The 20017-nt window shown below is 67.3% G+C and carries 21 protein-coding genes and 1 other RNA gene; 14 read left to right on the forward strand and 8 right to left on the reverse strand.

Features of this window, described 5'->3' with window-relative positions:
* Positions 1 to 111: 111 nt before the first annotated feature.
* Positions 112 to 408: a DUF3311 domain-containing protein gene (locus tag ACFY3U_RS04520; protein ID WP_387194769.1), complete on the forward strand. Its 297-nt coding sequence runs from the start codon at positions 112 to 114 to the stop codon at positions 406 to 408.
* Positions 408 to 2063: a monocarboxylate uptake permease MctP gene (gene mctP / locus ACFY3U_RS04525; protein ID WP_387194771.1), complete on the forward strand. Its 1656-nt coding sequence runs from the start codon at positions 408 to 410 to the stop codon at positions 2061 to 2063. The genes ACFY3U_RS04520 and mctP overlap by 1 nt, the downstream gene beginning before the upstream one ends.
* Positions 2064 to 2232: 169 nt before the next feature.
* Here the strand turns inward: mctP and ACFY3U_RS04530 are convergent, their stop codons facing one another.
* Positions 2233 to 2709: a MarR family winged helix-turn-helix transcriptional regulator gene (locus tag ACFY3U_RS04530; RefSeq protein ID WP_387194774.1), complete on the reverse strand. Its 477-nt coding sequence runs from the start codon at positions 2707 to 2709 to the stop codon at positions 2233 to 2235.
* Between the two features lie 58 nt (positions 2710 to 2767).
* Here ACFY3U_RS04530 and ACFY3U_RS04535 point away from each other — a divergent pair, with 58 nt between their 5' ends.
* On the forward strand, positions 2768 to 4000 hold the full coding sequence (locus ACFY3U_RS04535) for an MFS transporter (protein WP_387194777.1): 1233 nt from the start codon (positions 2768 to 2770) through the stop codon (positions 3998 to 4000).
* A gap of 117 nt (positions 4001 to 4117) precedes the next feature.
* On the opposite strand, the gene ACFY3U_RS04540 is transcribed toward ACFY3U_RS04535, so the two are convergent.
* From ACFY3U_RS04540 to ACFY3U_RS04550, 3 genes are all read right to left on the reverse strand, one after another.
* The gene (locus ACFY3U_RS04540) at positions 4118 to 4879 is read right to left on the reverse strand and encodes a sulfite exporter TauE/SafE family protein (RefSeq protein ID WP_387194780.1); all 762 of its coding nucleotides are present in this window, start codon (positions 4877 to 4879) and stop codon (positions 4118 to 4120) included.
* Positions 4880 to 4959: 80 nt separating this feature from the next.
* Positions 4960 to 5448 carry a roadblock/LC7 domain-containing protein gene (locus ACFY3U_RS04545; RefSeq protein WP_387194783.1) on the reverse strand — a complete coding sequence of 163 codons (489 nt, stop codon included), beginning with the start codon at positions 5446 to 5448 and terminating at the stop codon, positions 4960 to 4962.
* The gene (locus tag ACFY3U_RS04550; protein ID WP_387194785.1) at positions 5445 to 5816 is read right to left on the reverse strand and encodes a hypothetical protein; all 372 of its coding nucleotides are present in this window, start codon (positions 5814 to 5816) and stop codon (positions 5445 to 5447) included. Before ACFY3U_RS04550 ends, ACFY3U_RS04545 begins: the two co-directional genes overlap by 4 nt.
* 446 nt (positions 5817 to 6262) lie before the next feature.
* Between ACFY3U_RS04550 and rnpB the strand changes: the two genes are divergently transcribed.
* Together rnpB and ACFY3U_RS04560 are read left to right on the forward strand one after the other, a co-directional pair.
* Positions 6263 to 6679: RNase P RNA component class A (rnpB, locus tag ACFY3U_RS04555), an RNA gene on the forward strand.
* Positions 6680 to 7274: 595 nt separating this feature from the next.
* On the forward strand, positions 7275 to 8726 hold the full coding sequence (locus tag ACFY3U_RS04560) for a P-loop ATPase, Sll1717 family (RefSeq protein ID WP_387194788.1): 1452 nt from the start codon (positions 7275 to 7277) through the stop codon (positions 8724 to 8726).
* A gap of 138 nt (positions 8727 to 8864) precedes the next feature.
* On the opposite strand, the gene ACFY3U_RS04565 is transcribed toward ACFY3U_RS04560, so the two are convergent.
* Together ACFY3U_RS04565 and ACFY3U_RS04570 are read right to left on the reverse strand one after the other, a co-directional pair.
* Positions 8865 to 11567 carry a hypothetical protein gene (locus ACFY3U_RS04565; protein WP_387194791.1) on the reverse strand — a complete coding sequence of 901 codons (2703 nt, stop codon included), beginning with the start codon at positions 11565 to 11567 and terminating at the stop codon, positions 8865 to 8867.
* Between the two features lie 192 nt (positions 11568 to 11759).
* Positions 11760 to 12170 (reverse strand): GntR family transcriptional regulator, encoded by a 411-nt coding sequence (locus tag ACFY3U_RS04570; RefSeq protein WP_387194794.1) that lies wholly within the window; start codon positions 12168 to 12170, stop codon positions 11760 to 11762.
* Positions 12171 to 12724: 554 nt separating this feature from the next.
* On the opposite strand from ACFY3U_RS04570, the gene ACFY3U_RS04575 reads away from it, so the two are divergent.
* The 4 genes from ACFY3U_RS04575 (at position 12725) to ACFY3U_RS04590 (ending at position 15118) form a co-directional block, all read left to right on the forward strand.
* A complete protein-coding gene (locus tag ACFY3U_RS04575; protein ID WP_387194797.1) occupies positions 12725 to 13054 on the forward strand; it encodes a hypothetical protein in 330 nt (109 codons plus the stop codon).
* An 83-nt stretch (positions 13055 to 13137) separates the two neighbouring features.
* Positions 13138 to 13383: a precorrin-4 C11-methyltransferase gene (locus ACFY3U_RS04580; protein ID WP_387194799.1), complete on the forward strand. Its 246-nt coding sequence runs from the start codon at positions 13138 to 13140 to the stop codon at positions 13381 to 13383.
* A gap of 149 nt (positions 13384 to 13532) precedes the next feature.
* Positions 13533 to 14354, forward strand: coding sequence for a GntR family transcriptional regulator (locus tag ACFY3U_RS04585; RefSeq protein WP_387194802.1), 822 nt, complete (start codon positions 13533 to 13535; stop codon positions 14352 to 14354).
* On the forward strand, positions 14342 to 15118 hold the full coding sequence (locus ACFY3U_RS04590; RefSeq protein ID WP_387194805.1) for a glycosyltransferase family 2 protein: 777 nt from the start codon (positions 14342 to 14344) through the stop codon (positions 15116 to 15118). Before ACFY3U_RS04585 ends, ACFY3U_RS04590 begins: the two co-directional genes overlap by 13 nt.
* Here ACFY3U_RS04590 and ACFY3U_RS04595 read toward each other — a convergent pair.
* Positions 15102 to 15554, reverse strand: coding sequence for a hypothetical protein (locus tag ACFY3U_RS04595; protein ID WP_387194808.1), 453 nt, complete (start codon positions 15552 to 15554; stop codon positions 15102 to 15104). The two genes, ACFY3U_RS04590 and ACFY3U_RS04595, sit on opposite strands and share 17 nt — an antisense overlap.
* Positions 15555 to 16317: 763 nt before the next feature.
* Here ACFY3U_RS04595 and ACFY3U_RS04600 point away from each other — a divergent pair.
* The 5 genes from ACFY3U_RS04600 (at position 16318) to ACFY3U_RS04620 (ending at position 19609) form a co-directional block, all read left to right on the forward strand.
* On the forward strand, positions 16318 to 16713 hold the full coding sequence (locus ACFY3U_RS04600; protein ID WP_387194811.1) for a transcriptional regulator: 396 nt from the start codon (positions 16318 to 16320) through the stop codon (positions 16711 to 16713).
* 274 nt (positions 16714 to 16987) lie between these two features.
* Positions 16988 to 18604, forward strand: a complete 1617-nt coding sequence (locus ACFY3U_RS04605; protein WP_387194814.1) for an FtsK/SpoIIIE domain-containing protein — start codon at positions 16988 to 16990, stop codon at positions 18602 to 18604.
* Positions 18601 to 18855 (forward strand): hypothetical protein, encoded by a 255-nt coding sequence (locus ACFY3U_RS04610; protein ID WP_387194817.1) that lies wholly within the window; start codon positions 18601 to 18603, stop codon positions 18853 to 18855. The genes ACFY3U_RS04605 and ACFY3U_RS04610 overlap by 4 nt, the downstream gene beginning before the upstream one ends.
* A gap of 5 nt (positions 18856 to 18860) precedes the next feature.
* Positions 18861 to 19052, forward strand: coding sequence for a hypothetical protein (locus ACFY3U_RS04615; RefSeq protein ID WP_387194819.1), 192 nt, complete (start codon positions 18861 to 18863; stop codon positions 19050 to 19052).
* On the forward strand, positions 19049 to 19609 hold the full coding sequence (locus ACFY3U_RS04620; RefSeq protein ID WP_387194822.1) for a DUF2637 domain-containing protein: 561 nt from the start codon (positions 19049 to 19051) through the stop codon (positions 19607 to 19609). Before ACFY3U_RS04615 ends, ACFY3U_RS04620 begins: the two co-directional genes overlap by 4 nt.
* Positions 19610 to 19635: 26 nt before the next feature.
* Here the strand turns inward: ACFY3U_RS04620 and ACFY3U_RS04625 are convergent, their stop codons facing one another.
* Positions 19636 to 19989 (reverse strand): hypothetical protein, encoded by a 354-nt coding sequence (locus ACFY3U_RS04625; RefSeq protein ID WP_387194824.1) that lies wholly within the window; start codon positions 19987 to 19989, stop codon positions 19636 to 19638.
* Positions 19990 to 20017: the final 28 nt, after the last annotated feature.

Below are 20017 nucleotides of genomic sequence, written 5' to 3' on the forward strand. Positions count from 1 at the left end.
CAGCCGGGCGGCCGTTCGGCGCAGCCCCGCCGCACCGTCGAACGTGACCGCCGTCACCGGGTCGTAGCCTCCGGCCGTCACATGGCGAGTTTCGACCCGGAGGTGAGGCAGATGGCTGCACCGGAACCGGAGGCGCCGCGCACGGCGTCGGCCAGGGCGAAGGACCACAGCCCCTGGAACTGGTTGCTCTTCATCCCGATCGTGGTGCCGCTGATCCCCGCGCTGTTCAACGCGGACTCGCCGCGGCTGTTCGGGTTTCCGCGCTTCTACTGGCTGCAGCTGGCCTGGATCCTGCTCGGCGTGGCCACCACCACGCTGGTCTACCAGATGACCAAGGCCCGGGGGCGCCGGGTGGGCGCGCCGGGTGAGCCGCGGGTCCCGCAGTCGCGAACGGACGGTGAGCACTGATGTGGCGCGACCACCTGACCGAGATCATCGTCTTCTCGGTGCTCTTCCTGCTGGTCAGCGCCATGGGGTTCGTGGCGGCCCGGTGGCGCGCGCCACGGGACATGGCGCACCTGGACGAGTGGGGGCTGGGCGGGCGCGGCTTCGGCGGCTGGATCACCTGGTTCCTGGTCGGCGGTGACCTCTACACCGCGTACACCTTCGTGGCGGTGCCGGCGCTGATCTTCGGGGCCGGCGCGGCCGGCTTCTTCGCGGTGCCGTACACCATCGTCATCTACCCGATGGTGTTCCTGGTGCTGTGCCGGCTCTGGTCGGTGTCGCACCGGCACGGCTTCGTCACCCCGGCCGACTTCGTCCGCACCCGGTTCGACTCCCCGGTGCTGGCGCTGCTGATCGCGATCACCGGCATCGTGGCCACCATGCCGTACATCGCGTTGCAGCTGGTGGGCATCGAGGCGGTGCTCAAGACGATGGGCGTGACCGGGGACAACGCGGTCGCCCGGCACCTGCCGATCATCATCGCCTTCGCGATCCTGGCCGCGTACACGTACCAGTCGGGGCTGCGCGCACCGGCGCTGATCGCGTTCGTCAAGGACGCGCTGATCTACGTGGTGATCCTGGTGACGGTGATCTGGTTGCCGTACAAGCTGGGCGGTTGGGGTTCGATCTTCGACGCGGCGGACGCCAAGTTCAGGGCGTCACCCGCGCCCGGCGACGGCATCCTGCTGAACGCCAACAACCAGCTGCAGTACGTCACCCTTGCGCTCGGCTCGGCGCTCGCGCTGTTCCTCTACCCGCACAGCATCACCGGGGTGCTGGCCAGCCGGAACCGGGACGTGATCAAGCGCAACATGTCCGCGCTGCCGGCGTACAGCCTGCTGCTGGGCCTGATCGCGCTGCTCGGCTACATGGCCGTCGCGGCCGGGGTGAAGCCGCTGCCGGGTGCCACGGCGGGCAGCTCGGACAGCAACACGGTGGTGCCGGTGCTGTTCGACCAGCAGTTCCCGGACTGGTTCGCCGGGGTGGCGTACGCGGCCATCGGCATCGGCGCGCTGGTGCCGGCGGCGATCATGTCGATCGCGGCGGCGAACCTGTTCACCCGCAACATCTACAAGGAGTACCTGAAGCGGGACGCCACCCCGGCCCAGGAGGCGAACGTCTCGAAGATCACCTCGCTGGTGGTCAAGCTCGGCGCGGTGGCCTGCATCATCTTCCTCGACCCGCAGTTCTCCATCGACCTGCAGCTGATCGGCGGCGTGATCATCCTGCAGACGCTGCCGGCGGTGGCACTGGGGCTCTACACCCGCTGGTTCCACCGGACCGCCCTGATCGTCGGCTGGGCGGCCGGCATGGGGCTGGGGCTGTGGATGCTCTACCAGGTCCCGAACGCCGCGACGAAGCGCGCGCACTTCGGCGGCTCGGCCTTCCCGCTGTCCGACTTCGGCTTCGACACCAAGAAGACGATCTACGTGGGGATCGTGGCCGTGCTGGTGAACCTGGCGGTGGCGGCCCTGGCCACGCTGGTGCTGCGGGCGACGAAGGTGGCCGACGGGGCGGACGGCACCACCCCGGACGACTACTTCGCCGACGAGGGCGACCCGCGGGTCACCGCCGGCCCGGACCGGGACGCAGAGTCGGCCCGCGAGCCGGTCGCGTAGCACGGCCCTCGCCCGGGTGCCCCCGCCCACGAGAACGGGCACCCGGGCGCGGCCACCCCGCCTTGGCAGGGCCGGCCGGGCCGGTGTCGCCAGAACGCGGTGACCGACCGGGCGCGCGGACCCCTGCCCCGGCGCTACGAACTTGATGGCGTCGGCGGATCGCCGCCGGTCAGCGGCGGGTGCGCCGTTCCAGGGCCTCGTTGAGTCGGCTCAGCATGGTCGCCAGCGTCTCCCGGTCCGCGCCGGGCCAGTCGGCCAGCATGTCGCCGTAGAGCCGGGTGCGGGCGGCCTGCACGGCCGCCATCCGTTGCAGGCCGGCCGGGGTGGGGGAGATGACGGTGCCCCGGCCGTCCGCCGGGTCGGGGGCGCGGGCGATCAGGCCGTCGCGCTGCAGGGCGGCGACCTGCCGGGTGACCGTCGAGCCGTCCAGGTTGAGCCGGGCGGCGAGCGCCGAGACGTTCTGCGGACCGGCCGCGTCCAGGTGACGCAGGATGACGTACGCCGCCCGGTCCAGCACCCGGTGCTCGGCGGACCCGGTGGCCCGCCGGGTGGCCTCGCCCAGCCGCATCAGCAGGGCGACCTCAGTCTCGATCCGGCCGAGTGTGACGTCGTCCGGCCCGGCGCCCGTCTCGTGGTCGTCGCTCATAGCTGTATGATACAACAGAATTACCTGTACGATACAGCTATCTGTCTGGAGGCGCGGAGTGGATCGGCGATCCGAACCCAACCGCAGTGCCATCTACGCCACCACCCTGGTGGCCTTCCTCGCCATCGCCGGCATCGCCGTGGTGGACCCCATCCTGCCGGCCATCGGCGAGGCGATCGGGGTCACCGCCTGGCAGGTCGAGCTGCTGTTCACCGCGTACATCGCGGTGATGGCGCTCGGCATGATCCCGGCCACCCTGGCCAGCGGGAAGTTCGGCTTCAAGCCGGTGCTGGTCACCGGCGTCTCGGTGGTCGGCGTGGCCGCCATCCTCGCGTCGTTCAGCAACGACATCGTGCAGCTGTCGGTGCTGCGCGGCATCTGGGGACTGGGCAACGCGATGTTCTTCGCCACCGCCATGGTGGTGCTGGTCAACCTCGCCAACGACCGGGAGTGGGTGGTCGGGCTCTTCGAGACCGCGCTCGGTCTCGGCTTCGCCGTCGGCCCGCTGATCGGCGGCCTGCTCGGCGAGGTGAGCTGGCGGCTGCCGTTCTTCGTCTGCGGCGTGTTCATGGTGTTCGCCCTCGGGGTGGCCGCCCGCAAGCTGCGTGAGCCGGCCAACCGCCAGGCCCCGGTACGGGTGGGCCAGATCTTCGCCACCTACCGCCGGCCCGCGTTCATCACCCTCTGCGTGGTCACCGCCGCCTACAACTTCGTCTTCTTCGTGGTGCTCGGCTACACGCCGCTCTTCCTCGGCCTCGACGTCATCCCGCTCGGCCTGGCGTTCACCGGCTGGGGCCTCGGCCTGGCCGCCGGCATCCTGCTGATCGGCCACCGCCTCGCGCACCGGATCGGCGCCGTACAGACCGTCGGCGTGGCCATCGCCGGCCTGCTGGTCTGCATGGTGCTCTTCGCCACCTCCGGCAGCACCGCCGAGTCGCTGGTGGTGCTGGTGCTCGCCGGCCTGTGCATGGGCCTGGCCAACGCCAACCTGACCGACCTCGCGCTCGGCCTCGGCTCCAGCGACCGCCGGGTCGCCACCGGCGCGTTCAACCTGGTCCGCTGGGGCGCCGCCGCGCCGGCCCCGATCATCTCCGGCAAGCTCGCCGAGCACTCGCTGGCGCTGCCGTTCTGGGTCGGCTTCGGGGTGCTCGCGGTGGGCGTGCTGGTCTACCTCGCCTTCGCCCACCTGATGGCCGCCGGCTACGGCGAGCGGGTGCTGTGGTCCCGCTGGAACCGCGCCGCCCGCGGGTCCGAGCACGACGCTCAGGAGCCGGTCGGCGAAGCGTACTGACCCGTTCCCGTACGAACCGCCCCGTCGCCTGTCGCGCCGGGGCGGTTCGCCGTCCGGGCCACGGGTCGGGTGGTCCCGGCGCCGGCTCAGCGCGGGGCCGGCTCAGCGCGGGCCGGGTCAGCGCAGCGCACGCCAGAGCAGGTAGAGCCCGATCACCGTGCCGAACGCGACGATCAGCGCCTTCAGCACCACCGGCGGCAGCCGGCGGACCAGCCGGGCGCCGGCGTACCCGCCGACCAGGGTGGCCGGGGCGACCACCGCGACGGCCGCCCAGTTCACCGGGCCGAAGATCGCGAACACCACCAGCGTGGTCAGCCCGACCACGGCGGAGAGCAGGTTCTTGACCGCCGACACCCGGGCCAGCGTCGCGTCCAGCACCAGAGCCAGCCCCGCCACCAGCATCACCCCGAGCGCCGCGCCGAAGTAACCGCCGTACACCGTGCCGACCGCGACCATCGCCTGCACGGTGACCGTACGACGGCGCGGGCTCAGCTCGGCCGGGTGCCCGACCAGGCGACGCAACGGATCCTGGAACGCCAGCACGGCGGTCGCCCCGAGCACCAGGAACGGCACCACCAGCTCGAACGCCCGGGCCGGGGTGGCCAGCAGCAGCGCGCAGCCCACCGCGGTGCCCAGCACCGCGGTGGGCAGCAGGGGCCACAGCTGCCGCCGGGGCGGCAGGTCCGCCCGGCTGCCCGCCACGCTGGCCACGTACCCGGGAAAGACCGAGACCGAGTTGCTGACGTTGGCCGGGACCGGGGGCAGGCCGATCGCGATCAGCGCCGGGAAGGTGATCAGCGAACCGCCGCCGGCCACCGCGTTCACCGTGCCCGCGGCGAGACCGGCGGCGACCAGCAGCGCGGCGTGGGAGAGATCCATGGTCTCCCGAGGCTAGCCCGGCCGGCCGTACCCGTGCACGGGCTGCCGCCGAGCGCCGACTCCCGGGCCGCCCCGGAGCGTCAGTCGGCGGTCGCCGGGGATGCGCCGTCCAACAGCTCGGCCAGACGCTCGGTGGTCGCCGGCGCGCGCAGGTGCAGCCGGGCCACGTTGATGCTGTCCTGCCCGACCACCGCGAGCAGGGCCTGTTCGCTGACCGCGTACACGCTCAGGTAGCCACCCGCGTTGCGGATCGTGGACTGCTGGAAGTCGCCCTGGCCCAGCCGGAACCCGATCTGCCGGCCCAGCCCGTACGTCGTCGCGGCGAGCGCCGCCAGGTCGTTCGGGTCGGCGTCGGTCTGGATGTTGTGGGTGATGAGCAGGCCGTCCACGCCGCCGAGCACGCAACCGTCCACCCCGGGGATCTGCACCCGCAGCTCGGCCAGCTCCTGCCCGATCGCCGGGTACGGCAGCGCCGGGTTGCCGGCCAGCGAGGGCGGCAGTCGGCGCGGCGGCGGCAGGGTGTCGGCCCCTCGGCCGGTACGGCGGGGAAGCCCGTTCGCGGCGCTCACAGCTCCAGGCTCTCCTCGATCACCCGCAGCTGGTGCCGGGCCATGGCCAGGTTGGCCCGGCTCTTGCTCACCATCAGGTAGAGGAAGAGGCCCTTGCCCGCCCGGCTGGTCAGCGGCCGGATCAGGTGGTACTGCGTGCCGAGCGTGATGAGGATGTCCTCGATCTCGTCGTTCAGGTTCAGCATCTCGATGGTGCGCAGCTTGGCACGTACCACGTCGGTGTTGCCGGCCGCGGCGACCGTCAGGTCGATCTCGCCGGTGCCGCCGGCCACGCCGAGGGTCATGCCGCTGCTGTGGTCGACGAGCGCGGCGCCGATCGCGCCGTCGATGCTCATCGCGCTCTTGAGAGCGAGGTCGAGGTTCGTCACGGTGTCTGTCTCCCCAGGTCGGACGGGCACGGACGACACCGTCGCGCACACAGGGGGTCACCCGGCTACGACAGGTGGCACCACACCCGTTCACATGCTCCGACGAGGCTTGCACACCGCTCGGCCCGGTCGCACCCTGCGACGCGCGCATCCGCCCGACCGTCCAGCGGTACGCGGACGACAGTCCCGTAAATGGGACTCTCCGGCGGATGGCTCATTCCGGACTCACCTGGTACGGGTTCCAATACCGGAATCGGCCGTCCTGCTTTCCCGGTGTGCCGTCAAAGGTAGGGCACAGTCCGGTTCCCCGCTGGCCCGGTCTGGTGGGCGGATCGACCGTGCCTGGGCTCCGGCCCGTTACCGCTTCAGCCCGGCCGTCCGGCCACCGCCGGGTCGGGGCGGAAATGGCCACCCGCGGCACGCCGTTAGGATGGGAGCGCGACGGACGAGTCGACCGGGCGGTCGCGTCGACGGGCTCCGGCCCGTCGCCGAGGAACGTCCGGACTCCACAGGGCAGGGTGGTTGCTAACGGCAACCCGGGGTGACCCGCGGGACAGTGCCACAGAAAACAGACCGCCGGCCCGTACGGGTCGGTAAGGGTGAAACGGTGGGGTAAGAGCCCACCAGCACCCCGGGTGACCGGGGTGGCTCGGTAAACCCCACCCGGAGCAAGGCCAAGCAAGGGTCGTCACCGCAAGCTGACGACCCGGCGCAGACATTTGAGGGCTGCCCGCCCGACGTCTGCGGGTAGGCCGCAGGAGCCTGCCGGCGACGGCAGGCCGAGATGGATGGCCGCCGCCGGCGCGTGACCCGCGAGGGACACGCGCCGGGCACAGAATCCGGCGTACAGGTCGACTCGTCCGTCGCCCACCAGCTCAGAGCTTTGATCAAGGCTCTGAGCTGGTCCTTTGTCTGGTGCCGTTGGTTGACCTTGGTCATCATTGGGTGGCATCTGACGGCCTGGCCACGGCCTGAGACGGCCTGGAGACGGCCTGAGCGATGGCTCAGCGGATCTCCGAACCGGGCGGCGCCCGGCTTCGACTTGAGGGCCTTTCGGTGGCGTGCAGGCTCTGAGGCTGTGCCGCCGGCTGTTGTGGATGCCGGGGACGTCCTGGCGGTGGAGCTGGTGCCGCGACCCTGTGATCCGGTGGCAAGCCAGTCCCGGGGTTGGACTGGCGCGGCAGCCGGAAGCCCCGACCAGCCGACCAGAGCGGCTCCGCGAGCTTCCGTCACGGCATTAGTGGGGTTGGTTCCTCTACCCGTGGGGGCGGTGTCCCGGCGGCTGTCGGTGGCTCACCGCCCCGGCGCCGTAGGCGGCCGGGGCGGCTTGCCGCCCTGCGCCGCGCGGAGCGCGGTGCCTTGATCTAGAAAAGAGCAATTCAGCAAGTAAGCTCCCGTCACTCCCTCAGCCGCCTGGCCGCTGAGCTTGCTGGGTGGCTCACGGCGCGAGCAACGTGGATGCGCGCCCTGTATAAAGGTTGGGTGACTCACCCCGATCTCGGCCCTGTGTCTGACAGCCTCATCACGCGAGTCGACTTTGGTCGGCTTGACTCTGAGAACGATGACAAGTTGCTCGACTACTTTCTCACCACCGGCATGGCTCAGTCCGCCGCCCGCGGTGCTCAGCTCGTTGTAGGTAGAAAGGGTTCCGGTAAGACGGCCATCTTTCGCCATCTGTCTGCAACGCTAGATGGTCGGGTGGTGCAGCTGGATCTGTTGAACTATGTTTTTCAGGTACACCGAGGCCTCCTTGATACAGGCATGGCTCGCGAATTCGCTTACACCTCGTCATGGCGGTTGCTTATTGCGGCCTCCATGTTTGGGGCGGTTCGTAAAGAGATGGGTTTCTGGCGGCGCAGAGAAGGTGACCGTCTCTTAAGAAAGATTGGCCTCGGTCCCAACGCTGGTCCCGTTCGGAGTATGTTTGACTGGCTGACTCGCGTCCGACGAGTAGACCTACCTTCTGTAGCCGGACTGCTTGAAGTAGGCGGGGTTGAAATAGCAGGCAAGGAAACGCAGGCATTGGATATTTCTACGTCTAAAGCTTTGGACCGCCTAGAAGAAATTCTCTGCGTAGCTGCACAGAAGTGCCCAGTGACTGTTCTGATCGATCGGCTCGATGATGCTTGGACCGGGGATCAGAAAGCCCTGGATTTGATTGCAGGTGCCGTGCGAGCATCACGTCATTTTGCGACTCTCTTGAAGCAGGATGGGCCCGCCCCCGTCATTACATTCCTCCGCACTGACCTGTGGGAGAAGCTGTCGTTCAATGATCGAAATAAGATGAGCCAAGACATCATTTATCTCAACTGGACTGACGAACAACTCGCCGAAGTCGTTGATCGCCGTATCAGCAGCAGCGCTGGGATCCCTGAGGGGGAAGGATGGGGGAGGCTCTTTACTGGCGCCGAGATGCGGCAGCGGGCGAGCGCTCAACGTCATATGCTTAAGCGGGCACTTGGAAGGCCGCGAGATATCGTCGCCTTCTCAGTATTCGCGTTGGAGGAGGCCAGAAACCGAAACCACCAATTGATTGAAAAAGAAGATATTTACGCGTCGGAGAATCGCTACAGTAACCACGCCCTCGAAGAGTTGAGGGACGAGATTGAGCGCCACGTCAGCGACTTTAGTCAGGTAATTAATACACTGAAGTCTTTGGGCCGTCGCACGTTCTCGCACGGCGAGTGGGAAGAGGCCGCACTCGCTAACGGTTTGAGTCCCGATGATGCGAAGGTTGCTTTGGAGCAGCTCTTCGAGGCTTCTGCAGTGGGCGTCCATAGGACTGGTGGCGCGAGAGGTGGCTCTCAGACTAGGTATCGGTATCAGGACCGTCATCTCCGGTCAAGTGATGAGGCTCAACTTCAGGTTCACCTCGCGTTCGTTCGAGAGCTTGGGATTAAGGATAGCTAATCTTCAAGATCGCCCTAGGCGATGGCGGGCGTGCTCTCTTGCATGGAAATGCGCCCGCGATGGTCGCGCTTGTGATGTCGGGTGCTGTTTCTGGGATTCAGGGCCTACTGCCTGTTGTTCGCGTCGGTAAGCGGCCCATTAGGTGCTTTCGTGGGGCGACAGACTGTCGTTGCTTCCCGGCTTTTCCAGTAGTGCAAGAAACTCTTCCTGGGCGGCGACGTCGCCTGCTGCAGCCATAGTCCGTAGGTCAGCTTCGCGACCCTGCGCAGCTAGAAGTTCAGCGAGCAACCTGCGGGCAGGCGCGCTGCCCCCGCAGGCGAGCCTCCGCAACTCGCCTTCGTGTTCTGCAAGCCGTTGGTCTTGTGAGCCCGTCGCGGTGTCACAGATGGGGGAGGGATCAATTCTGTTGTCGCGGTCAAGCAGTTTAGCGGCGAAGGCATCAGCAGCGGCCCGTCCTCTGCTCTTACGTATTATCTCTCTTGGGCGAGAGAGAATTTCATCGAGTGTGTAGTCATCTAGCTCCACCGTGGCAGGCCGCTCCGAGAATGGATCACCTTTACACTGAAGAAGGAGTGCTAGTTTCCATCTCGCATAAGAATCTCCTGATGCGGAAAGCCTCCGCAAGTCATTTTCGCGTCCCTGTTTCGCCAAGAGGCCGATCAAAGCGCGACGCGCGTCGCTCCCGCCTCCTAACACAATCAGTTCTCGTAATGCGTTTTCCTGATTAGTGGCGGCTAGAAGCTGGGGCAGGCGCCTGTGCGCTACGAGATTCAATGAATATATCCGGCGATATAGGGCGACGGCGCTAACTAGCGAGCCACACTGCTCAGCATGAAGTGCAAGTTGCAGTAGAGCAATTGGATTAGTTATTTGCGAGGAGAGTAGTTCACGAAAGCTGGCCGGTAGCGGTTCATAGTATCGGCTAATGGATGCGTATTGCTGAAGATAGTCTGCTACCTCGTATCCAAGAATTGTGCCCATGCTTGGTCCCGGAATGGGAACTAGCGCTTGGACGCCTCCATGAAGTTTTTTTGCTGCATGAGCGATAGCTGATTCCAGCCATCCGTCACTGGCTTCTGCGATCTGTACATCACTGAGGTATGCCGGTGCGGCCGCGCTGAGAATTTCCGTTGTTAAGACGTCCCGGACGCCTATCCGTCGAATATCGATGGCTGCGGTTAGGATAGCCCAGCTATACGGATGGGATGTCCTACTGAGGTTCCAGTGTGCTACCAACTGTGGAGCGCCCGCTAGATGCTGGGTGAGCCCAAACTGGTTGTCTGCTAATGCCTCCTTCAAGCGTAGGTCACCAGTGGACCTGGCGACGCGAACGGCTTTTTCCCGCTCTTGCAGACTGAATCGGTCCGGCACGTGGATGACTGCGTGCGCGGCAAGGGAGAGAACCTCGCGTGCATCGCGCCACTCATCGCCTCGCTGGACCTCAAAGGCTGTCTGGGGGATGGTACTAAGGTGCTGGTACTCAGAGGGCCAAAGCATGTCGATAATCAAGATTGGACCGGAATTGCTGCCAATTAGCTCCAGCACTTCAGTTTTTGTCAGGCCATCAGTTCCGAGGTAGCGGATCGTCGGGGTGTCATCTAGCCAGATTACGGTTCTTTCGGGAATTCCTTCTTTTGCTGCCTCGCGGATGGCCTTGGCGTCGTAAGGGAGCAACAGTTGCCAGTCGCTGCAAACTTCTCGGACGGCTTCGTACATGCTGCGTGATTTGCCTGCGGAGGACGCGCCCACTGCAACAAGCATTCCGCCCTGGGCGGAAAGCTCTTCAAGCTTGGACCGCAATGCTCGGTCGTGGTCACGGAAAATGTAGGGCGGTAGGCTCAGCGTTGTTTCTTTGTCTGAACTGCTGAGGGTGCTATGAACCTCCACATGCTCTGGCAGGCATTCTGCAACAGTCGTCAGTCGCCACCGTTGCCGGGTCTTAAGGGGACTTCCTCCCCACTGGCTGTCGCGTGTCCGCTCGTTCGAAACTAACTTTCTGGAGCTGGCCGCGGTGAAAGTGCTGAGTTGACTGGACAGCTCTCGGATCAACATGGACCGGTCGACCGTGCCCGCGGTCTGGGCGTATCTGGAAGATAGGCCGACTAGGTGCCACCATAGGTCCGTCGCCTGTCCGGCGTCACCGGCAACCGGAATGAGGCCGGAAACGGTGGTGTTTCGGTCCGCAGGATCATCGCCCTCAAGCCGCAAATCAATTATGCGCATAGCGCGAAGCAGTTGCCAGGTTAGCCGGTCAAAGCCGTGAGGGGGTCTCAAGCTTATTCCAGCGATCCCTGCCGCTCTAGGGAGTGCCTCATCGATCAAGCGCAACCTGCTGCGTACCTTGTGATTAGTGGCCCGCGGAGCTGAAACCGCCGAGCGAAAGGCCTTATTGCTGCGGTGGGTGCGCGCGAATTGCGTTAACAGCGCCACTTCTTGAGATGCGGTGTGAGGGCCAGCGACAGCCAAGCCGAGCCGGACTTGGTCAGAATCAATTTCGACACTGTGTTCAACTATCATTAACAGGTAGTCTGCAAGTAGCTTGATGAAATCGGGATTCCGAGAAGTGATTACCGGGTTCCGCCGGACCCCGATGTGCAGGTGTCGCGTCCCTGATCTGTGTTCCCCGACTACCATCAGGTCGTCGACAGCGTGATCGGCCCCCTGCTGAAAACGAACCTCGGTTGGGGTGACGTCCTCGCCCAGACCGCGGACCGGTGACCGTTGCAGCAGAGCGGCTAGGAGAACGGCGCCGTAGGTGTGTTCCAGCACCGTCCCGCCGCCGCCAGTGGAGTACGGGCTCGCGGCCCCCTTGGGTTTATTGGCAGAAGTCACGCCTTGCATGCCTTCTCCGGCTCCGCTCGGGTCACATTAGACAGCAAATCTATCTTGGACTCGCCCGTGGCTAATGCGCACCGTAGCGCTGTGGTGGGGTTGGTCGGGGCTTAGCCGGTGTGAGCGCAGCTCGCTCACGGGCATCAGCTGGGTGCGCCGGTCGAGCCAGTCCTGCTGTGGGGGTGGGTACTTCTACTTGGTTCAAAGCAACCGATACCTTCGGGTCACGGCTCTGACCGCTCCGTCTGTCCGGGTGAGGCTCTGTTGCTCAACCAACGTGGTGCCCACATCGACAGCGAAGAGTAAGGCCAGCTCAGGGTCGGCGGCGACCCGACGCTGTCGTGTTTCTGTCTCTGAATCCTCCTCTGATCTTCTGCTCCGCTGCTGAGGACTTGTGTAGCTGCCTCGACCGTGCTCGGTCGCGACCAGCTGTTCCTCCCGTAGGACTGCTATGGCTTGGCGGATTGTGCCGCGGCTTGCTCGAAATTCCGCTGTGAGTGCACTCTCGGCCGGTAAGAGGGCGCCCGGCGGGAGCGCTCCGCTCTCGATGCGTCTTCTTAGCTCGTCAGCGATGAGGCGGTACCGAGGTTGTCCGTAGTGCGGGGTGGGCACCTGCTCACCGTACCCGGCACTTGTCTTGCCAAGTGCCAACTAGGCGACCCGTTTCGATGCCTAGACAAGTCGTCCACTTGTAGGTACGTTTCCCCGTGTGCGGCCAGTGTGACGGCTCGTATCAGGGGTGGTGCCACGCCGGCCCCTGGTCGCACCTGACGCGCGGCGTCCTGTCGGACCGGTTGCGGTAGCCGCGCGGACAAGTTGGCTCGGCGACACCCGACCCGTCCGTGTCGGACGGTGCGCCGTGCCTTCATCCGGGCCGGTGGCCGGCCGCACTCACCTGTTGCTGGCCACCGGTCTCCGCCTACCTGTGGAGGTGCGATGTCCGGCTCCCACCGTCGACGCGGCTGGCTGTGGTCCTGGTGGTCACGGAAGCGAAAGGACATACCACCGGCCAGCACTAGGGTCCTGCCGAGGCGACACCTGGCGCAGAACACCGGTCCGGCGTACTCGTGGCCGGCGGGGCCGACCCGGGAACTGCCCATGCTGCGGAACGCGCCGCTGATGACGTTGGCTCAGACCTACCGGGGCAACGGCGGGCGGTGGCAGCGATGAAGCGCGCGAGCGCGTCGACCGAACCGATCGGTCACCCGGACTGGTGCAGCCCCGATCGCTGCGGCTACCTGGTGCCGCCGGTGATGTCCCATATGGCTCGTCGGCATCGCGGCGTCATACAGCGTGTGGGAGACCACCGGTCGAGTGGACTTGTCGTCACGTACCTCATTGGCGCTGACGCGCTCGGCCCTATGGTTGCCGTGCACGCGACGTGCCGGGCCGGCAAGGCGTGGGCTGAGTTGTCCCTGCCGCAGGTCGCTCAACTGATCGAGCAGCTTCGTGCCCTGCTGGCGCAGGTTGGCGATCGCCAAGGGGGCGGACGATGAGTGAACACGAGAGCCGGCGACCGTTGCCGACCTCGCCGCCGAGGTGTCCGGCATGGTGCCGGGGCTGTGGACCGAATGACCCGATGCACCGCGGGCTGCTCGTCACCGTCGGGCGGGAGCGGACCGGTTGGGTCAGCGTCCAACTGCTCGTCGACCGGTTCGCGCGTCGGGACCTGGCCGTCAAGCTCGACGCGACTCGCTACGGCGCGACGCAGGCGGTCCTTCTGTCGGCGAAGCAGCTCGACCGGCTCATCGAGGAGTTGACCCATGCGCGACACGTGATGGGTGCACCGACCGGCCAGCGCGAACAGGCCGGGGAGAGCCGATGAAGGCCGACGGCCGGCGGGCTGTGGCAGCTCCGCGTACTCCTGGCCCTCTCCAGATGCAGGCAACGCGGCCGGCGGTCACGGTCCCTCCCGTGCCCGAGCGGCCCGCCGGCGGGACCACCTGGCAGACGTTGGAACGTCTAGGGGGTACGGTGACCGGTGTGCAAGGCCGGGACTGGCGCCCTCGCTACCTGCAACTCGCGGAAGAGTTGCGGGCGAAGATCATGCGCGGTGAGCTGGCCCCCGGCACGCTGATGCCCAGCGAGACCGAGTTGGCCGACACGTCGGGGCTGTCTCGCACCAGCGTGCGCAACGCCATCCGGCAGTTGCGGGAATGGGGCCTGGTCCGCGCGGAGCAGGGGCGCGGCACCTACGTGCGGGCACCCCGCCAACGGGTACGCCGCCGCAACAGTGAGCGGTACCAGTGGGAGAAGGACCGGGTCCTGCTCGACCAGGACGAGCGGACGAAGACCGGCGCCATCGAGCACGACACCGGCCTGACCGTCGACGACCTGAAGTTCCACGCCGAGTACTCCCGCGTCGAGGCGGACGAGGAGATGGCGGCGGCCCTCCAGGTCGAGCCGGGTACGCCGCTGCTGCGCCGGGTCTACTGGACCTCGTCCCGGCATGAGAACGCGCCGCTGACCGTGTCGTACTCCTACCTGCCTCATGACCTGGTCGCCGCGAACCCGGACCTGCTCGACGAGGGCAAGGAACCGTGGCCGGGCGGCACCCAGCACCAGCTCCACACGCTGGGCATCGAGCTGGACCGGATCGACGACGAGGTACGCGCTCGTCCGCCGTCGCCGGATGAGGCCGAGCTGCTGGACATCGACCCTGGCGTCTCGGTGCTCACCGTCCGCAAGACGTCCATCGACACCAGCGGGCGGGTCGTCGAGGTCGCCGACGTGGTGATGCCGGGCGACCGGACCGAGCTTGTCTACTCCCACAAACTCCAGCGGTGGAAAACTTGACGCAGATCGTCTCGGTCGTCACGCCGGTCCACGCGCCCAGCATCGAGCACCTCGCTGGCGCCTACGAGTCGTTGGCCAAGCAGGAGATGCCCGACGGGTGGGACTGGCAGTGGCTCGTCCAGGAAGACGGGCAGACCGGGGCAGTGGCTGCAGCCCTGCCCGACGATCCCCGGATCAGCCCCGGCACCGGCCGCGCCGGCGGGCCCGGAGTCGCCCGAACACTCGCTCTCTCGCGGGTGGCCGGTGACCTCATCAAGGTCTTGGACGCCGACGACCAGTTGACCCCCGGCGCGCTGGCGCGGGACATCGCCGCGTTTGACGCGCACCCGCAGATCGGCTGGACCACCTCGCGGGTACTCGACCTGCTGCCCGATGGGTCGACCGCTGGATGGGACAAGGACCCGGCCGGCGGGGTCATCAGCCGCGGCGCGGTCCTGTCGTTCTGGCGGGCCAACGACTACCGGGCCTCTGTGCACCCGGCGACGCTGTGCCTGCGCCGGGATCTCGTCTTCGCCCTGGGCGGCTGGATGGCCCTGCCTGCCTCCGAGGACACCGGTCTGCTGCTCGCGGCCGGCGCGGTCAGCGAGGGCTACTTCACCCGGGAGTACGGCCTGCTCTACCGAAAGTGGCCCGGCCAGGTCACCAGCCAGGCCGCACACCGGCAGCCGGCGGAGTACCAGGCGCGAATGGCAATCATCGAGGCCAGAGCCGACGCCCTGGCCTCGATGCTCCCGAAAGGGTTGCCGCTCACCCCTCTGGCGTAGCCTCGTGCCCCGGCATGCCGGGGGTACGCCGCCGCTGTTTCATTTCCGCCTCGTAGATGTGCCGCCGGCCGCCGGCTAGCTTCTCCCGGGCATCGCGTTCGATCTCCTGGAACGCGGCGTAGTAGCCGTCGTCGAACTCCTCCATGATCTGGAAGGTCCAACGGCCGGGTAGCAGGTTGCGCCCCAACAGCTCGTGCTCGACCCGGTCGGCCATCTCGTCGTGCCCGGCCTCGCGGAGCAGCTTCACCACCCGGTCGAGGGTGAGATCCGCGCCGCCAACGAGCTGATGCGCCGCATAGAGGTGCCCGCGCACTCGATGGATCGTCTCCATCGCCTTGCTCAACTCACCCAGCGCTTCAACGGTCGCGTCGCTTACTCCCGCGGGCCGCGCGTGCTCCTCTGCCGCCGGAGGCTTCGTTCGATCTCCACTTGCCATGAGGAGCGGTTACCCAGGCTAGCGCCTTTTCTCACGTTAGCACCAAAGTTGTGAGTTGGCAGTCGTCGACTAAAAAGACCTAGCGGAGCATTTCCGAATTTACGGGTTAGTTCGAAAAGCGGCGATGGCCGTTATGATTTTTTGTGCCCGGGATCACAGTGGCGGGTCTCAATAGCGTTCAACAGTTACCGTCAAGAACGCCATGCCGAGCAGCCTTTGTGGTGATCGGGTTCGGGCTCGCCTCTTCGAGATATCGGGAGAGGGAGGGTCCCTTCCCGGGAAGGAGGTTCGGCGTGCCGACTAGTGATTCCCCGAGGTCGAAAGCCCAGCCCAGCGTCCGACGGGTGAGGCTCAAGGGCGCGGGAGAGCTGGTGGACCTGTTGCTGAGGATCGCCGTTCGGATCATTGAGTTGGTGGACCTGCTTGGGTCCAGCGGGGATGTGATGTAGCCCTTGGCTGGCCACCAAAGGCCACATCACACCGATTGATCGCGGGCCTCCAACCTCGAAGTTGTCAGCCGAGGGGTTGGGGGCCCGCTTTACTTAACTATCCAGACCTTACCTCATGCATGTTATGACGCAGGAAGTCGCTTGCCCAGATCTGGTCTGGATGGAGTCGTGCGGGAGGGGCGGAGTCTTCTGCGACCGTGAGCTGCGCTGGGGGTCAGCCAGCTTGACGGCCTTACTTGTTGACTTGTCTGCCAAGTGGTGTCTACCTTGGAGTCTCCACTTGGCAGACATGCCAACGACCTGGAGGTTGAGCGATGGCTCTGCGTGGCGGTACGAGGTTCGCCGTGCGTTGTGAGGACGTGTTCCCGGCGGGATGCGCCCTGGTCCCCGAGTCCCTGGGTGAGGTCGAGGACTACGACGAGAAGACCGGCCGGCGTAGCCCGGCGAAGGACAAGCTGACCGGCCAGCGGGTGTGGCAGGTCCGCGTGATGGACCTGGACCCGGAGCTGGGCAAGCGGCCCCGGGAGACGACGGTCAAGATCTCCGCCGACTACCAGCCGGTGCCGCCAACGGGTGTCCCGTTCGAGGCGGTGGAGTTCGACGGCATGACGGTCACGCCGTACGTGACCAACAACAACCGGATGGCGTACTCGCTGCGGGCGACCGGGATGCGGGCGCCGGCGGGCGTGACCAAGAAGGCGGCGGCGTAGCCGCATCAGGTGAGGGCGGGGCTGTCAGGTCTTGGCGGACGGCAGCCCCGCCCTCTGTCTCTTCCCCCTGCTCTGTCGAGAGAGGTAGTGACGTGTCCAAGCGTAGGCGTTCGGCTGCCCCGGCCCAGCCTCGGTGCGGCGTGTGTCAGTCCCGATTCGACCCGACCACCGGTGCCGACGGTCGGTGCGCCGGCTGCGTCGGGCAGCTCGTTCTCCCGTTCCCTCCGGTCCGTGATGCGTCGGGCCGGTTCGTATCGCTGCGCGGTGCGCGATGATGCGCCGGCCGCGGCGCGAGGTGGTGTTGACGACCGCCGGTGACCTGATGGTGGTCCGGCCGAAGCGCTTCGTCCTGCCGATGTGGTTGGTCGTGCTGGGCCTGGCGCTGCGGTGGCTCGCCCGGGGTTGCTGGTGGTGCCTGCGCCACCCGATCACCGTGGGCCTGGTCCTGCTCGGCGTCGTGCTATACGCCGACTACGGCTGGGCGGGTCTGGTCGTGCCGCTGGTCCCGGCGTCGGCGGGATCCGCGCTGTGGCGGTGGCGGGACGAGTCGTCCTGGTGGCGGTGGTGCGCAGGGCCGCTCCTCGGCCGGTTCCGTCAGGTCTTCGTGTACCGGCGGGCGTGGCACGAGGCCATGACCCTCTGCGGCCTGGCCGAGAAGTACGGCGCTCAGGTCGTCGTGCCGCAACTGCTGCGGGTGCGCTCGGATCAGGCCCTCGACGTGCTGACCGTCCGCATGGTCCGCGGGCAGACCCCGGCCGACTTCCAGCGGGTCACGGCGAACCTCGCGTACGCCTTCGGCCGGCGGCACGCCCGGGTCTACTCCGAGCGGCCCGACGACCCGCCGACCCGTACCGGCTACTGGTCCCTGCTGCTGGGGTGGGTGGACCGGCTGCGGTTCCGGGACCGGCCGACCGTGGTCTACCTCGTGCTCGTTCGAACCGACGCGCTGAGGCCGGTCGTGGCACCCTTCGACGCCCCGGCCGTCCCCAACTTCACGGCGCTGCCGCTGGCCCGGCGGGAAGACCTCGGCACCTGGTCCCTGCACCTGCTCGCCACACACGTCCTGATCAGCGGGGCCACCCGCTCCGGGAAGGGCTCGGTGCTGTGGTCCCTGGTCCGCGCGCTGGCCGGCGGCATCACCTCCGGCCTGGTCCGGCTCTGGGTGATCGACCCCAAGGGAGGGATGGAGTTCGCCATGGGCCGGCCGCTGTTCGCCCGCTTCGCCTGCAAGTCGTTCGAGGCCATGGCCGACCTGCTCGACGAGGCCGTGACGGTCATGCGGGAGCGACAGACCCGGCTCGCCGGCACGGTGCGGGTGCACACCCCGACTACGGCTGACCCCCTGGTCGTGGTCGTCATCGACGAGATGGCCGCGCTCACCGCCTACCTACAGGACGTCGAGCTGCGCAAGCGGATCGCCGGCTCGCTCGGGCTGCTGCTCTCCCAGGGTGCCGGCGTCGGCGTACTGGTGGTGGCCGCACTGCAGGACCCCCGCAAGGAGGTGCTGCCGTTCCGCGACCTGTTCCCGACCCGGATCGCGCTGGGCCTGACCGAGGCGGCCCAGGTCGACCTCGTCTTGGGCGACGGCGCCCGCAATCGAGGTGCCCTGGCAGACGAGATGCCCCGATGGGCCAAGGGCGTCGGCTACGTGATCCTCGACGGCACCCCCGAACCGATACGGGTCCGATTCTCCTACGTCACCGACGACCACATCCGCGACCTCGCCCGCCAATACCCGGCCCCGGCCGACGCGGCGGACATCCTCGCCCAGGTCGCCCGCGAGTCGACCCCCGAACCGGTCCGGCCAGCCCTACCCCGGCAGCGCCGCGGGCCACTGCTGCCCGACGCGCTGCGCGAAATCCTCGACGCCGACGGGGGTGAGCCGCAGTGACCACCCGCGCCTTCTACCGGCTCCGCGTACCGAACCCGGATGGCACCACCAGCACGGCGGTGTCCGTCCGCGTCGACCCCGATCGACCCGACCCGTACCCGGTCTATCTCGCCGTCGGCGGCGGCCGGCGCCGCATGTACCTCACCCCCGACGAGGCGTGGGCGCTGTGGCGCTGCCTCTCCGAAGCCGTCGCCACCCTCGGCGACCCACCCGACCACATCCGCACCCGCGTCACCCCGGACCGGAGGTAGCCCCGATGTCCCTCAAGCGCTTCTTCCTCGGCACCCACCGCCTCAAGCCGCTGAACATCGACCTCAACGGCTCCCCGGACCGGCTCGCCGCCGCCCTGCACGGCCTGGCGCACATGGTCCGCCGCCGCGACGACCTCGACGGCCAGCGCATCCGCATCACCGTGACCATCCGCATCCCTGAAGGCGACTTCGAATGATCCGCGACCGCGCCGAGTCCGGCATCCGGGTGCTGATCCTGCTCGCCATCGGCACCATGGCCGGCGCCGCCGCGTTCACCCACGTTCACGACCTGACCGTGGCCCACGGCCAACCCGACTGGATCGGCTGGGCCAACGCCGTGGCGGTCGAGCTGATGGCCATCTACCTCGGCCTGGAAATCCGCGCCCGCCGCCGCGCCAGTCGCCCCGTCGGCCTCGTCGGCGTACTCCTGGTCGCCTTCGCGCTGCTCTCCCTCGCCGCCCAGGTCGCCGAAGCGGAACCCTCCGTTTGGGGCTGGATCGTCGCCGCGGTGCCGTCGCTGGCATTCCTCGCCCTGGTCAAGGTCGTCCTGTCCAGCGCACCCGCCCCGACTCCCGAGCCGGACCAACCGCCTGTCGACTGGTCGTACGAGGTCGCGGAGCAGGTTGTCACCGAGTCCGCGCCCCAGCAGCCGACCGTGCCCGCCCCGGCGATCCACCCGGCGCCGGCTGCCGTGCTGCCTCCGCTCGGCGTCGTCCAGCCCAACCGGCCCCAGGTCGTCGGGATCATCCGATGACCGCCACCCTCGCCACCGTCGGGTGGCTACCGGAACTCGTGTACGACCTCGATCAGTCCGACGATGTGGGCGTTGAACTCGTCGAGCTCTTCGGCCGGCACCCACAGCTCCAAGATGGTCTCTCCGCCGGCCTGCCGGACCGGGTACCGCCGCAGGAACTCGGATTCGACGTAGAAGCGCGTGACGTAGCCGACGCCGGACGCCGACGCGTTCCAGTCCCTGGCGATCATGACCGCGTAGTCCTCGTTCAGGACCGGGTAGAAGATCAGCTGATCCGGCAGGCGCGGCGGCCACTTACGCCACCCGGACTCCCGGACAAGAGCCAGCTCGTTCGGCCCGGTGGGGCGCCACAGCACCGTCGTTCCGCCATCGCTGCTCATCTCAACCTCGCCGCTCAGATTCTGGGTG

Source organism: Micromonospora sp. NPDC000089, assembly GCF_042899365.1.
GTDB lineage: Bacteria > Actinomycetota > Actinomycetes > Mycobacteriales > Micromonosporaceae > Micromonospora.

Coding starts and splice junctions, on each gene's coding strand:
- ACFY3U_RS04530 (WP_387194774.1), bottom strand. CDS start 2,709: ATGAGCGACGACCACGAGACGGGCGCCGGGCCGGACGACGTCACACTC.
- ACFY3U_RS04575 (WP_387194797.1), top strand. CDS start 12,725: ATGAAGCGCGCGAGCGCGTCGACCGAACCGATCGGTCACCCGGACTGG.
- ACFY3U_RS04580 (WP_387194799.1), top strand. CDS start 13,138: ATGCACCGCGGGCTGCTCGTCACCGTCGGGCGGGAGCGGACCGGTTGG.
- ACFY3U_RS04615 (WP_387194819.1), top strand. CDS start 18,861: ATGTCCCTCAAGCGCTTCTTCCTCGGCACCCACCGCCTCAAGCCGCTG.
- mctP (WP_387194771.1), top strand. CDS start 408: ATGTGGCGCGACCACCTGACCGAGATCATCGTCTTCTCGGTGCTCTTC.
- ACFY3U_RS04560 (WP_387194788.1), top strand. CDS start 7,275: ATGCGCGCCCTGTATAAAGGTTGGGTGACTCACCCCGATCTCGGCCCT.
- ACFY3U_RS04605 (WP_387194814.1), top strand. CDS start 16,988: ATGCGCCGGCCGCGGCGCGAGGTGGTGTTGACGACCGCCGGTGACCTG.
- ACFY3U_RS04600 (WP_387194811.1), top strand. CDS start 16,318: ATGGCTCTGCGTGGCGGTACGAGGTTCGCCGTGCGTTGTGAGGACGTG.
- ACFY3U_RS04620 (WP_387194822.1), top strand. CDS start 19,049: ATGATCCGCGACCGCGCCGAGTCCGGCATCCGGGTGCTGATCCTGCTC.
- ACFY3U_RS04565 (WP_387194791.1), bottom strand. CDS start 11,567: ATGCAAGGCGTGACTTCTGCCAATAAACCCAAGGGGGCCGCGAGCCCG.
- ACFY3U_RS04595 (WP_387194808.1), bottom strand. CDS start 15,554: ATGGCAAGTGGAGATCGAACGAAGCCTCCGGCGGCAGAGGAGCACGCG.
- ACFY3U_RS04520 (WP_387194769.1), top strand. CDS start 112: ATGGCTGCACCGGAACCGGAGGCGCCGCGCACGGCGTCGGCCAGGGCG.
- ACFY3U_RS04625 (WP_387194824.1), bottom strand. CDS start 19,989: ATGAGCAGCGATGGCGGAACGACGGTGCTGTGGCGCCCCACCGGGCCG.
- ACFY3U_RS04540 (WP_387194780.1), bottom strand. CDS start 4,879: ATGGATCTCTCCCACGCCGCGCTGCTGGTCGCCGCCGGTCTCGCCGCG.